The sequence below is a fragment of the Kitasatospora sp. GAS1066B genome (genome assembly GCF_041262605.1).
Lineage (GTDB): Bacteria > Actinomycetota > Actinomycetes > Streptomycetales > Streptomycetaceae > Kitasatospora.
Genome location: NZ_JBGCCO010000021.1, coordinates 128,919 through 142,522 on the forward strand (window position 1 = coordinate 128,919; position 13,604 = coordinate 142,522).

Genomic DNA, 13,604 nt, shown 5'->3' on the forward strand with positions numbered 1-13,604 from the left:
CGAACGCCATCCGGGCAGGTGCGAGGATCCGGGGATGACCTACACCATCAAGACCGTGCGGCACCAGGATTGGCCCAAGGCCAAGGAGATACGGCTGGCCGCCCTGCGGGACCCGGTCGCGCACCTCGCCTTCCTGGAGACGCTGGAGCAGGCCGTGGCCAGACCCGACGACTTCTGGCAGGGCCGCGCGGAGGCCTCCGGCGCGGGAACGTCGCTGCGGCAGTTCGTGGCCGAGGACCCGGACGGCGAGTGGCTGGGCACGGTCACGGCCCGCGTCGAACTGCCCGGCGACGACACGGTCTTCGGGCAGGCCGCGAAGGCACCGCAGATCCACGTCGTCGGCGTCTTCGTCCAACCCGCCGCGCGCGGAGTCGGCTTGGCCGAGCGGTTGTTCGGCGCCGCCCTGGAGTGGTCCTGGTCGCTCGCCGAGCCCCGGATCGAACGGGTGCGCCTCCACGTCCACGAGGACAACGCCCGGGCCGAGGCCCTCTACCGCAAGGTCGGCTTCGACCGCACCGGCCACACGGTCCTGGTCCCCGGCGACACCCCGTTCCACGAGATCGAGCTCGCCATCCCGAGAAGCCGAGCCGCCTTCTCGGTGTGATCGTATGACCCTCCTCACATCGGCTTCTGACTCTCCGTGAACGCTACTGGTCAGTAGCGGTTCGCCGCTCCCCGGCCACCGCGCATGGCCGAATTCGTCAGTAGGCCGTCATTGCCGCCGCCCCGTGCCGGATACAGGCTGTGATCGTGCATCAGCGACGCGTGGTGGTGGTGATCTATTCCGGGGCCCAGGCACTGGACGTGGCAGGGCCGATCGAGGTGTTCGACACCGTGAACCGTCGGCTCGCCGAGACGGGTGTCCGCTATCGGATCGAGGTCGTCTCCGCCGACGCGCCGCTCGTGCGGACCTGCTCGGGCATGGTGATCGCAGCCGAGCCGCTCGACCACGCGGACGGCCCGATCGACACCCTCCTGGTCCCTGGCGGCTGGAGTCTCAAGGACGCGCTGGCGGACCGGGAGTTGGTCTCGTGGATCGGCCGGGCGGCCGCCCGGTCGCGCCGGGTCGCCTCCGTCTGCGGTGGGGCGTTCCTGCTGGCCGAGGCGGGCCTGTTGAAGGGGCGGCGGGCCACCACCCACTGGGCCTTCTGCGAGGAAATGGCCCGGCGCTACCCGGATGTGACGGTGGATCACGAACCGATCTTCGTCTGGGACGGCCGGTTCGTGACCTCGGCCGGGGTGTCCACGGGGATCGACATGGCCCTCTCCCTGGTGGAGGCCGACCACGGCGCGGCGTTCGCGCTGGAGGTGGCGCGGTACCTGGTCCTCTTCTTCAAGCGGAACGGCGGGCAGCCGCAGTTCAGCGCGATCCTGGAGGCCCAACTCGCCGATCGCGCACCGATTCGCGCCGCGCAGGAGTGGATCCTCGAGCGCCTCGAGCAGCCGCTGCCGCTACCGGAGATCGCCGAGCGCGCCAACATGAGCCTGCGGAACTTCGCCCGGGTGTTCCGGCGCGAGGTGGGTACGCCCCCCGGCCAGTACATCGAGCAGATGCGCATCGCCCGGGCCCGCAAGCTGCTGGAGACCACCGAGTTGCCCGTCACCCAGATCGCCCGCCGCTGCGGGTTCCCGGCGCCGGAGACGTTCTTCCGCTCCTTCGGTCGGTCCTTGGAACTGACCCCGAACGAATACCGCCGACGCTTCCAGACCATCTCGCCGTCCGGCCTCGTCGTGCGGCCCGACCTGGCGGAGAGGAGCTCCGATTGACTGCCAAGGTCCGGCTCGTCGACTACCTGGCGCGGGAGTTGGCCAAGGCCGGCGTCAGGCACGTGTTCGGCGTGGGTGGCGCGAACATCGAGGACCTGTACGACGCCCTGCACGCCACGGGCGACGCGATCCGCACCGTCGTGGCCAAGCACGAGTTCTCCGCCGCCACCATGGCGGACGGGCACGCCCGGGCCACCGGGCGCCTGGGCGTCGTCGCGGCCACCTCGGGGGGCGGAGCGGTGAATCTGGTGCCGGGGCTGGCGGAGGCGTATGCCTCCCGGGTGCCGGTGCTGGCGTTCGTGGGACTGCCGCCCACCGAGTTGGAGGGGCGCGGGGCGTTCCAGGATTCCAGCGGCAAGGCGGGCTCCTTCGACGCGCGGGAGCTGTTCGCACCCGTGACGCGGTTCTGCGCCCGGGTCGATGACGCGGACTCGATCCCGGAGCTGCTGGCGCGGGCGGTCGCGGCAGCGCAGCGCGATCCCAAGGGGCCGGCGGTGCTCCTGCTGCCCAAGGACGTACAGCAGGCACTGGTCGAGGCCAGGGAGCCGATACCGGCGCCGGCCGTCCCGGCCGCACGCACGGAGCCCCGGGCCCGGGCCCACGCGGTCGGCGTGCTTCGTGCCGCGCGGCGCGTCCTGATCGTCGCCGGCGAGGGCGTGGCCTCGGCCGGCGCGCGGGCGGAACTGGCCGAGCTGGCGCGCCGCCTGGGCGCCTGGGTGGCGGTCACCCCCGATGCCAAGGACGTGTTCGACAACCACGACGCCCGGTTCGCGGGGGTGGCCGGGGTGATGGGGCATCAGAACGTGCCGGACTGCCTGTGGCGGGCCGATGTCTGCCTCCTGGTGGGGACCCGGCTGCCGGCCATGGCCCGCGCCGGTCTGGAGCCGGCACTGGCCGGGACACCGTTGATCTGCATCGATCCTGAGCCACCGTTCGTGCCCGGGATCTCCCTGCGCGGTGAACTGCGGGACACGCTGCGGATGGTGGCCGGCCGGCTCGACCCCGGTCCGCGGCCGGCTCCCGACCATGCCGGCCCCGCTCCCCTGCCGACGCCATCGACGCCGCCGACCCCGCGCAGTGGCGCCACCTCCTACGCCTCGGCGGTGGCCGCGATCGAGGCCGCGCTGCCCCCCGAAGCGCACGTCTTCGTGGACGCCGGAAACGCCGGGGCCAGCGCGATCCACCTGCTCCCGGCCCCGCGCCACGGCCGCTTCGTGGTGGCCGTCGGCATGGGCGGCATGGGCTACACCTTCGGTGCCGGGATCGGCGCCGCGCTCGCCACCGGGCAGCGCACGTACGTGCTCGCCGGTGACGGAGCGTTCTTCATGCACGGCATGGAGGTCCACACCGCGGTCGAGCACGCCGCACCCGTCACCTTCGTGATCTTCAACAACAACGCCCATGCCATGTGCGCCACCCGGGAACAGCTGTTCCTCGGGGCCCCACACCCCAGCAACCTGTTCCGTCCCACCGACATCGCCGCGGGCGTGGCAGCCATGTTCCCCGGCCTGGACGTGACCCGGGCCGAGGACGGCCCGCACCTGCGGCAGGCGCTGCTGCGGAGCAACGCGGGCAGCGGTCCCGCGTTCGTCGCGCTGGATTTCGACCCTACCGAGATACCACCGTTCCTGCCCTTCCTGACCATCGCCGGCCGCGAGCCGGCCGAGAACGAGGAGACCACTCATGAGCGCGGACCCGTCCATGTCGGCTGAATCGGCTGAGTCGGCTGAGCTGGCCGACATCCCCGGCCTGACCAGGGTCGAGAACACCGACCTGGAACAACTGGTCTCCCGCTGCGCGGAGTTGACCCGGCCCGCCTACCCGCACGAGGAGGTCTACGGGAAGTACTGCACGATCCAGGAGTACGTCGACTGCCCGCCGGAGCAGGCCTACGAGTACCTGAGGCAGGGTCACCACCTGGAGGAATGGACGTTCAGCCTGCGGAACTTCGTCCCCACCGGCACTCCCGGGCTCTGGGTCGGCAACGACCGGCTGGAGGAGCAGACCCGGATCTTCTGCAAGGTGGAGACCCATCCGGAGGCCATGACCGTGGACTTCCACTGCGCCTGGGACCAGGGCGACAAGCTCTGGATGGTCTACCTGATGCGGGTGGTGCCCGCCCAGCTGGTGTTCGACAAGCCGGGCTCGGTGATCACCTGGACCAACTGCCGGCACCCCTACTACGACGAGAACCCCCACCCCGACCTGGCGCCGCGCGCGGACCGGCCGTGGGTGGGCGACTACTGGGACCTGTTCTACGCCGGCCACACGGTGGAGATGGCGAACCTCAAGGCGATCCTGGAACACCGCCACCGCAGCGGGCTGCCGGTCAGCACCTCCCCGCGCGCGGCGGTGGTGCGGTGACCACGGTCAGCCTCACCGATGTCGCCGGCTATCTGCCGGGCGAGCCCGTCCCCGCCGAGTTCTACACCGAGTACCCCGGCGCCGAGGACAAGCTTCGCGACAACCCCATGTTCAGGGTCCCCCCACGGCGGCACCACGTGGCCGTGGGCGAGACCAACGTGGACATGGTCGAGCGCGCGGTGCAGCCGCTCATCGAGCGGCACGGGCCGGAGGAGATCCGTTCCGTGGACGTCCTGCTGATGCACAGTCAGCTGCCGGACACGCCGTTCGTGGGCGCCGGGACCGAGGTGGCCCGCCGGCTGGGACTGAAGCCGCAGTGGCTGATCGACGTGGCCAACGCCGGTTGCGCCTCCTTCGTCCACATGCTCGAACTGGCCCGGCAGATCCTCACCACCACCGATGCCAGGACCGCACTGATCTGCAACGCACAGAGCGCCGCCGGCCAGCTGTTCACCCAGTCCGACGTCCGCCGGCTGGCCCAGGCCGCGATCCCCGGAGACGGCTGCGGGGTGGGCTACCTGACCACCTCGGGGTCCTCACCGGTGCTGGACGTGACGACCCGTCACATCGCTGACTACGGCGGCGACATGACCGCCGTGCTGGACGACGGTCGCAAGTACTGGGAGCCCGGCACCTCCCAACTGCGGATCGGCTTCACCGAGTCCGGCATCGCCAAGGTCCTGGAGCGTGGCAACCGCCTGGTGCCGGAGGTCGTCGCGGAACTGTGCCGACGGCTCGGTGTCGCCACCACCGGGATCGACCTGCTGGTGACCAACCAGCCCAACCGCACCTTCCTGCAGAACTGGCGGGAGGCACTGGGACTGCCGGCGGATCGGCATCCTGACACCTTCGACAGCTGCGGAAACATGTTCGGCGCGGCGATCCCGATCACCCTGGACCGCGCCATCCGTTCGGGACAGGTCGCCGACGGCGACCTGGTGGTGCTCGGCGGCTTCGCGCACGCGGGCGACTACGCCGGTGCGGCGGCGATCCGCTGGGGCGGCGGCCGCACCGCCTCCTAGGCCTCCCGTCCGGGCCGCTGTCGCCCGCTCGCCCGCCCGCCCGCTCGCTCGGACCAGGACAGAGTGGCCAAGCCCGGCCCTCCCCAGCCGCCCGACGCGCGCCGATATCCGCATCTACCGGTACCCCCGGGCGGTAATGGCATCAATCAGGTCACATCTGGAACACAGTAGGATGGCTCGAACCGCGTGCTACGCGCGAAGAGTTCCACAAATGTTCCACATGTCCGATGTATCTCCCGCTTCACACGCCCGGAGCCACCCTCATGGACAATCTGTCCACCGCCGACACCGACGGCGCGATAGAGACGCGCGGTATCGAACCTGTCCCGGACCACGAGCGGCGCGGCAGAGTCCGCGAGCTCTTCCCGACCTGGGTCGCGGCGAACATCAGCGTGCTGCTTCTCACCATGGGTGCGGCCCTGGTGGTGTTCAACCAGTTGAACTTCTGGCAGGTCCTGATCGTCGCGGCGTGCGCCGCACTCGCCTCCTTCGGGATGGTCGGCGTGCTGTCGGTCTCCGGAAAGTGGGGCGGGGCGCCGGGTGCCACGCTCTCGCGGGCCACCTTCGGCGTGCGCGGCAACCTCTTCCCCGGCGCGATCCTCTGGGTCGCGCGGTTCGGCTGGGAGACGATCAACGCCGTCACCGGTGCCTACGCCGTGCTGACCGTTCTCGACCTGCTCTTCGGCGTCAAGAGCAACACCGCGCTGATCGTCATCACGCTCTTCCTCTTCGTCGCCTGTACGTTCCTGGTCTCCGGCATGGGCCGGAAGGCGCTGAACGTCTGCAACACCTGGTCGACCTACCTCTTCGGCGTCTTCAGCGTCCTGGTGCTGGGCTACCTGATCGTGCACATGCACTGGAGCGAGGTCTTCTCCAAGCCCGCGGGCACCACCGCGATGATGATCGCCGGCATCGGGACCATCGCCGCCGGCGGCATCAGCTGGGTCCCCACCGGCCCGGACTTCGCCCGCTACCTGCCGCACGCCGCCTCCGGGAAGAAGATCGTCGGCGTGACGGTCTCCGGCGCCGGCCTGGTGATGGTGCCGATGGTGCTGATGGGTGCCGTGATGGCGGTGGCCTCGCCCGGTCTGGCGCAGGCCGCGGACCCGGTCTCCTTCCTCGGTGACCTGCTGCCGACCTGGCTGGCCGTGCCGTACCTGCTGACCGCGATCGTGGGCATGCTGCTGATCAACAGCCTCTCGATGTACTCGGCCGGCTTCACCGCCCAGACCATGGGCGTCAAGCTGCCGCGCGCCATGGCCGTCAGCATCAACGCCGTGATCTCGCTGGTCGGCGGCCTGATGCTGATGCTGGTCGCCAAGAGCTTCCTGGGCTCCTTCATCACCTTCCTGATCCTGCTCGCCGTCTCCTTCTCGGCCTGGATCGGCGTCTACGCCGTGGACATGTTCCGGCGCCGGTCGCGTGCGGTGCGTTACGACGCCGCCGCGCTGATGGACACCAGCCGGAGCAGCCGGTACTGGTACCGGGGCGGCTTCTGCTGGCAGGCGATGGTGTCCTGGGTGCTCTCGCTGCTGATCGGGCTCGCCTTCACCAAGTGCGACTGGTTCGCCGGCCCGTTCTCCGGTACTCCCATCGGCAAGTACGGGCTCGCCTGGGCCGCGACCATCGTGATCTCCGGTGTGATCATGGCCGTGCTCCCCACGCCTCGGGAGAACACCTCCACCACCACCGGGGAGACCACCGGTCTCCAGGCCGCACAGGCCGCACCGGCCGAGCGGACTGAGCAGACCGAGCGCGTCACCGTCTGACACGAACGAGCGAACGCGCGCACGCGACGTCTCGTCGCCGACCGCCCGGCCGCCGGCTCACCCGAGCCAGCGGCCGGGCGGCCGGCGTTCGCGGACGAGCACCGGGGGCACCCCCTCGCCCGATTGCGGCATCCGTATGATCTTCCTTCATCATGCGTATCGAACTCGCTAAGAGCGCGCCCGTCGGCCCGACCGCCCCTGCACCCGGCGACGCGCCCGACGGCAACAGACCCGGCCACCACCGCCCGGCCATGGCCGCCCTGACCCTCGGCGCGCTGGGCGTCGTCTTCGGCGACATCGGCACCAGTCCGCTGTATGCCATCCAGACCGTGTTCACCGCCGACAACGGCGCGGTCGGGACGGCGCCGGACGAGGTGTACGGGGTCATCTCCCTGGTGTTCTGGGCCATCACCCTGATCGTGTCGGTCAAGTACGTGACCTTCATCCTGCGCGCCGACAACGGCGGCGAGGGCGGGATCATGGCACTCACCGCCCTGGTCCAGAAGCTCGACTTCAAGTCCGTGCGCACCAAGGTGATCCTGGTGGCGCTCGGGATCTTCGGGGCGTCGCTGTTCTACGGCGACGGCATGATCACGCCGGCGATCTCGGTGCTGTCGGCCGTCGAGGGGCTGAAGGTCTCGGCTCCGGGTCTGAGCAGCTTCGTGATCCCGGTCACGATCGCGGTGCTGGTGCTGCTCTTCGCGATCCAGCGCTACGGCACCAACCTGGTGGGCAACCTGTTCGGCCCGATCATGACCGTGTGGTTCCTCATCCTGGGCGTCGTCGGCGGGGCCGAGGTGGTGCGCCACCCCGCGATCTTCAAGGCGCTGTCGCCGGTGTACGGCCTGAGCTTCATCGTGGACCACGGGCTGGTCGCGTTCGTGGCGCTGGCCTCGGTCGTGCTGGCCGTGACCGGTGCCGAGGCGCTCTACGCGGACATGGGCCACTTCGGCCGGTCGCCGATCCACCGCGCCTGGTTCTTCCTGGTCTTTCCGACGCTGACGCTCAACTACCTCGGCCAGGGCTCGCTCATCCTGCGCTCGCCGTCGGCGATCTCGAACCCGTTCTTCCTGCTGATGCCCGGCTGGGCGCAGTTCCCGATGGTGATCCTGGCGACCATCGCCACCGTCATCGCCTCGCAGGCGGTCATCTCCGGCGCGTTCAGCGTCACCCGCCAGGCGGTGCAGCTCGGCGTCCTCCCCCACCTCACGATCCGGCACACCTCGGAGCACGAGGTCGGCCAGGTCTACGCGCCGGTGATCAACTGGGGTCTGTTCGGCGCGGTCGTGGCGCTGGTGGTGGGCTTCGGTTCCTCCGCCTCGCTCGCCTCCGCGTACGGCGTCGCGGTCACCGCCACCTTCGTGCTCAACACCGTCCTCTTCCTGGCCGTGGCCCGCGTCATGATGCGCAAGCCGGTCTGGCTGGTCGCGCTCGGCGCCGTCGTGTTCCTGACGACCGAGATCGCGTTCTTCGCGGCCAACCTCACCAAGGTCGTGCACGGCGGCTGGCTGCCGCTGCTGGTCGCCTTCACGGTCTTCACGATCCTGATCACCTGGCAGCGGGGACGGCAGATCGTCACCCCGAACCGGACGGCGCTGGAAGGCCCGTTGCGCGTGTTCGTCGACGAGGTCGACGCGATGGACCCGCCGGTGCACCGGGTCGACGGCACCGCGGTGTTCCTCAACGCCAACATCGAGACCACCCCGCTGGCGCTGCGCGCCAACGTCGAGCACAACCACACCCTGCACAAGAACGTGGTCATCCTGTCGGCCGTGGTGGAACGGGTGCCGCACATCCCCGAGACGGAGCGGTGCGTCTTCGACGACCTCGGCCACAGCGATGACGGCATCACGCACCTCACCGCGCGCTTCGGTTTCATGGACGAGCCGAACATCCCGCAGGTCCTGCGGCTCGCCTCGCAGCACCCCGACGCGGGCCAGATCCACGGGCTGCGGGTGGACGAGGTGTCGTACTTCCTGTCGCGCATGACGATCGTCAGGACCGCCGCGCCGGGCATGCGCCGGTGGCGCAAGCGGCTCTTCCTGACGCTCGCCAACAACTCGAGCAGCCCCGTCGCGTACTTCGGGCTGCCCAGTGACCGGTGCGTCATCATGGGCGCCCAGGTCTCGGTGTAGGCGAAGGCCAGGTCGGTCCGGCCGCCCCCGTCACCCGCCGGCGCGGGCGCGCCAGAACGCCGCCTCGAGCGGGTCCGCCTCGGCCTCGGCGAGCTGCGCGAGCAGGAGCAGCACCGCCGGCGGCAGGCCGGCGGAGCGGGCGGACCCGGCACCGTCCTGCTCCGCTGCACCGGCGCGACGGGCCGGCACGACCGCGGCGGCGGCCGTTGCTGCCGCTGCTGCCGTCGTCCGCGCCGGCGGAACGGCGGCGGCCGGCTCACCCGCCGCCGCCAGGCGGTCAGCGCCGTCCGGTCCGCCAGCGCTGTCCGCGTCGTCCGCGTCGTCCGCGTCGTCCGCGCCCAGCGTGGCGAGGATTTCCCGGGCCCGTTCCCGGTGGCCCAGCCGCTGCAGCTGCAGTGCGTGGTCGAAGCGGGCCCGGCGCTCGATCTCGGGATCTCCGCAGTCGCTCGCCGCCTCGAACCAGGTGCGGGCCTCCTCCTGCCGTCCCGGCATGGTGTCGAGGATCTGTGCCAGCAGCAGCAGTGCCCCCGGCCGGTGCCCGTTGCCCTCCTCGTGGGCCACCGGTAGCAGCACCTGCTCAGCCCGCGCGTACTCGCCCAGCCGGAACAGGGTGCTGCCCAGGTAGCGGCGGACCATCGGTTCGAGCGACGCGTCGCCGGAGTCGAGCGCCTCGGTCAGTAGCGCCCGCGCCTCGGCGAACTGGTTGAGCGCCCGCCGGGCGACGCCCAGCAGCGCGGCCGCCCGGGGCGCGCTCGCCGTCCCGGGAAGCTGCCGTGCCGCCTCCAGCAGTTCGATCGCGGACTGCAGCTCACCGACCTCGAGCAGGTGCTCACCGGCATCGACGAAGGCCAGCATCGTGGCCTCCGGGTCCTCGGACTCCGCCGCGCCGGCGATCACTTGGAGGGCCTGGTCCTCCTCCCCGCGCTGCCTGAGCAGCACACCGAGCGTGGCCCGGGCGGCCTCGGTCGCCTCCGAGGGTTCGTCCGCGATCACCTCGCGCAGCAACTCGGCGGCCTGGTCCGGCTCCTGCTCCGCGATCAGGCGCTTGGCCAGGTGGAAGCGGGCCAGCTGGAGCGCCGTTCCGGTGGCGGTGCCCACGGCGGTCACCAGATGGGCCCGGCCTTCCTCCCATCGACCTGTCTGGAGCAACAGGATGCCGAGGAACGCCATGCCGGTACCGGCCGCCACCGGGTGCTCCGAGGCGATCAGTTCGCGCAGCAGGACCTCGGACTCGTCGAACCGCTCCAGGTTCACCAGGAGCAGGGCCAGGTCGATCCGGGCGGCCAGGGCCCAGGCGGGGTGCCCCGAGTCGATCGCCAGCCGGTAGGCACGCTCGGCCTCGTCCGGGCGCGCCTCGCGCACCAGGAGGTCGCCGAGCAGGTCCGCGGCCTGGGGACCGAGATCGGCGTGCGATGACCCGGCGACCTCCGCCAGCAACTCGGCGGCCTCCTCGGCGCCGCCGAGCGCGGCACCGTCGAACGCCGCACCGTCGAACGCCGCGCCACCGTGCGCCGCGCCACCCTGCTGAGCCGCGACGTCGGGGTTGGCGAGCAGCAGGGCGAGGTTGATCCGGGCCGCCAGGGACCACTCGTGGCGCCCGAACACGATCGCCCTCCGGTAGGCGTCCACGGCCTCGTCCGGCCGTCCCATCCGCAGCAGCAGGTTGCCCAGCAGGCAGGCCGCCCAGGGCGCCAGCCCGCGCTGGTCCGACGCGGCCACCTCCGTCAGCAGGCGGCGCGCCTCCTCCTGCTGCTCCGCGCCGGCCAGCAGGAAGGCGAGCCCCACCTGTCCCATCCGGGCCCACACCGGGTGGCCGCTCGCCACGGACCGCCGCAGCCAGTGGTCGGCCTCCTCGGTCCTCCCGGCGGACCCGCACCAGTGGCCGAGGTGGGCCATCGCCTCGGGCCCCCAGTTGGGGTGGCCCGCGTCGACGACCTGCCGCAACAGCGCCAGCCCGTCGTCCAGCCGACCCAGGAGGAGCCAGGCGATGCCCAGGGCGAACTGAGCCGCGTCCACGCTCAGCGGCCCCGCAGTGCGGACGGCCACCTCCAACAGCTCCGCCGCCTCCTGGTAGCGGCCGCGCACGATCAGCAGCTCGCCCAGTGAGGCCTGGGCGATCGGCCGGGCCAGCGGATCGCCGTCCGCCAGCACGGACCGCAACAGCTCCTCGGCCCGGTCCAGTTCGCCCTGATGGACCAGCACCCCGACCAGCCGGGCCCGGGCGATACCGGTGATGGAGGAGCTCGCCGAGGCGCCGACCGCCCGGGACAGCGTCCACGGCTGGTCGGCCGGCTCGCCCCCGCCGCCCATCGGCCGCCGCGCGGGGACCTGCTTGCCGTCCTCCGGCCCGCCCATGCCGAGCGGGGCGACCGCGGCCGTACTGCCCTCACCGACCAGCAGCCGGCCGAGCCGGGCCGTGGCGCGCGGGCCGACCTCCTCCACCCCGTACGCCAGCACGGCCGCCAGCAGGCGCTCGACCTGCTCGGCCTCGCCCAGTTGCAACAGCACGCCGGCCAGCCCGACCTGGGCGATCAGCGAGACCTGCGGATCCTGCGCGGCGACCGCGCGCTCCAGCAGGTCCCGCGCCGTCTCGTACTGCCCGCGCGCCGAGAGCAGCCCGGCCAGCTCGGCCTGGGCCAGCTCGGCGACATTCTCCAGCCCCGAGGCCGCCGGCTGCCGCAGCAGTTCCTCGGCCTCGGTGAACTTCCGCTGGTAGAGGCGGATGATGCTGAGCATCAGGGCGGCGACCGCGCGGACGTCCTCCGCGCCCTGGTCGACGATGCCGGCGAGCAGCTCCGCGGCGGTCTCCTCCCGGTCGCGCACGATGGCGGCCTGCGCGAGCGTCAGCAGGTCGGTGCCGGACAGCGTGCGGGCGGCGTAGGCCCAGGCGAAGTCGGGGACCTGCGCCGGGACACCGCCGACGGCGTCCAGGTACTCGGCCAGATAGGGGAAGGCCGCGTAGCCCGGCCGCCCTGACGCGTCGGTGGCCCGGCCCAGCAGGGCGATCCCCGCCTGCGCGCGGTCGCGTGCCCAGCCGAGCCCGTCGTGGAACGGCGCCTCGCCCGGCTCCAGGTCCAGCTCGGTGGTCCACCGCCGGTACTCGTCGAAGAGTTCGCGCAGGGTCTGCTCGTCGAGCGGGGTCGGCGCGCCCATCCGCGACCAGTCGGCGGCGGCCTTGACCAGCAGCCAGCCTTCGGGGCAGCTCTCGGGGCCCGCGTCGAAGCGGACCTCCAGGGCGGGCGCGGCCACCAGCATCTCGCCGATGCCGCGCACCGAGAAGTCCTCCTGCGGGTAGAGCCGCGCGGCCTCCCGCCGCTCGTCCTCGGCCAGGGTGTGATCCAGCGTCACCACCGTGGCCCGGCGCAGCACTTCGCGCGCGGCGCGGCCGACCTCGTCGTCCAGGGCGCGCAGTTCGTCCTGGTGCCGGTAGGTGAGCGTGCCGACCACCAGACAGGACGGGACCTGCTGGAGCAGCAGGACCAGCGCGCGGGCGTCCAACGCACCGGAGAGCAGGTAGTGGTGCAGGTCGTCGAGCCAGACGACGACGGGCTCGGGCGTCTGCGGCAGGCCCGCGCGGGTCAGGTCCTCCAGCGCGTTCCGATCGCGCCGCGGGACGACCAGCCGGGCTCCGCCGTGGGTGCGGCTCAGGCGCTCGTGCAGGGTGCGCGACTTGCCGGCCTTGGCGCGGCCGGTGACCAGCACGAAGCCGCCGGCCGCCAGCGCCGCGTCCACCGCGCGGTCGGCCGACGGCCGTGCCACGTACGGCTCGTAGCCGGTGGCGGTGTACTTGGACTCGCTGACCCCGAGGTCGTGCGGGTCGACCTCGGCCAGCCGGGGCAGTTCCCCGGCGGCGAGCGGCACGGCCAGCAGCCGCCCGAGCCGCTCGCGGTGCTCCTGCGCGGTGATGTCGTGGACGAACGGGCCCAGCGCGGGCCAGAGTCGGCCGATCGAGTCCAGCGACTTGGCGAAGCCCACCCGGCGGTCGGCCTTCTCCGGCTTCTGGCGCGCGGCGACCATGCCGACCACCCCGCGCAGGGTGTTGTTCCACACCGGACCGCCGGAGAAGCCGGGTTCGGTCGTCCAACCGGTCGGCGTGGTCGACTCCAGCTGCAGCCAGTCGATCTCGGCGTAGCCGACGATCTCGCCCCGGATCGGCACGCCGCCGCTCTCGTGGCCCCTGGGGAAGCCGTAGCAGCGGAAGGTGTGGCCGAACACGTCGACGTCGGTGCGGCGCAGCGGCGCGGGCTCGGCCCCGGGCGGCGCGGGCCGGCTCAGCTCCAGCACCGCGACGTCGCCCGACCAGTCCCGCCGCGGGTGCCAGCCGCCGGGGACCACCAGGGCCGGGATCGGCTCGTGTTCGGCCAGGAAGGGGAAGTGGACGTGCACGGGCCCGGTCGGGGGTTCGACGGGGTTCGCCGGGTCGACCACGTGGGCGCAGGTGAGCACCAGCCGGTCGGAGAGCAGCATCCCGCACCCCTCCGGCACCTGCCCGCCGGCCGGCCGGATGCCGGCGAACCAGGGCGGGCGAGCCGGATCGAACGCCACGG

The 13,604-nt window shown here is 72.0% G+C and carries 8 protein-coding genes; 7 read left to right on the plus strand and 1 reads right to left on the minus strand.

Translation table 11 applies throughout. From position 1 onward, the window contains the following. The first annotated feature begins 34 nt into the window (after positions 1–34). From ABH937_RS23695 to ABH937_RS23725, 7 genes are all read left to right on the plus strand, one after another. Positions 35–604 carry a GNAT family N-acetyltransferase gene (locus tag ABH937_RS23695; RefSeq protein ID WP_280692758.1) on the plus strand — a complete coding sequence of 190 codons (570 nt, stop codon included), beginning with the start codon at positions 35–37 and terminating at the stop codon, positions 602–604. 146 nt (positions 605–750) lie between these two features. Further along, positions 751–1,767, plus strand: coding sequence for a GlxA family transcriptional regulator (locus ABH937_RS23700; protein WP_280692756.1), 1,017 nt, complete (start codon positions 751–753; stop codon positions 1,765–1,767). Continuing rightward, complete coding sequence (locus tag ABH937_RS23705; protein WP_370219376.1) at positions 1,764–3,479, plus strand: thiamine pyrophosphate-binding protein; 1,716 nt, start codon at positions 1,764–1,766, stop codon at positions 3,477–3,479. The genes ABH937_RS23700 and ABH937_RS23705 overlap by 4 nt, the downstream gene beginning before the upstream one ends. After that, positions 3,451–4,131, plus strand: coding sequence for an SRPBCC family protein (locus tag ABH937_RS23710; RefSeq protein WP_370219377.1), 681 nt, complete (start codon positions 3,451–3,453; stop codon positions 4,129–4,131). The genes ABH937_RS23705 and ABH937_RS23710 overlap by 29 nt, the downstream gene beginning before the upstream one ends. Continuing rightward, positions 4,128–5,153, plus strand: coding sequence for a 3-oxoacyl-ACP synthase III family protein (locus tag ABH937_RS23715; RefSeq protein WP_370219378.1), 1,026 nt, complete (start codon positions 4,128–4,130; stop codon positions 5,151–5,153). Before ABH937_RS23710 ends, ABH937_RS23715 begins: the two co-directional genes overlap by 4 nt. A 263-nt stretch (positions 5,154–5,416) precedes the next feature. Next, positions 5,417–6,922: a cytosine permease gene (locus tag ABH937_RS23720; RefSeq protein ID WP_370219379.1), complete on the plus strand. Its 1,506-nt coding sequence runs from the start codon at positions 5,417–5,419 to the stop codon at positions 6,920–6,922. A gap of 152 nt (positions 6,923–7,074) precedes the next feature. Continuing rightward, complete coding sequence (locus tag ABH937_RS23725; protein WP_280692746.1) at positions 7,075–9,057, plus strand: potassium transporter Kup; 1,983 nt, start codon at positions 7,075–7,077, stop codon at positions 9,055–9,057. A 30-nt stretch (positions 9,058–9,087) separates the two neighbouring features. Here the strand turns inward: ABH937_RS23725 and ABH937_RS23730 are convergent, their stop codons facing one another. Further along, positions 9,088–13,602, minus strand: a complete 4,515-nt coding sequence (locus ABH937_RS23730) for a tetratricopeptide repeat protein (RefSeq protein WP_370219380.1) — start codon at positions 13,600–13,602, stop codon at positions 9,088–9,090. Positions 13,603–13,604: the final 2 nt, after the last annotated feature.

Excerpts from the sequence above, each read along its gene's own strand:
- ABH937_RS23695 (WP_280692758.1), top strand. The coding sequence starts at position 35 with ATGACCTACACCATCAAGACCGTGCGGCACCAGGATTGGCCCAAGGCC.
- ABH937_RS23710 (WP_370219377.1), top strand. The coding sequence starts at position 3,451 with ATGAGCGCGGACCCGTCCATGTCGGCTGAATCGGCTGAGTCGGCTGAG.
- ABH937_RS23720 (WP_370219379.1), top strand. The coding sequence starts at position 5,417 with ATGGACAATCTGTCCACCGCCGACACCGACGGCGCGATAGAGACGCGC.
- ABH937_RS23725 (WP_280692746.1), top strand. The coding sequence starts at position 7,075 with ATGCGTATCGAACTCGCTAAGAGCGCGCCCGTCGGCCCGACCGCCCCT.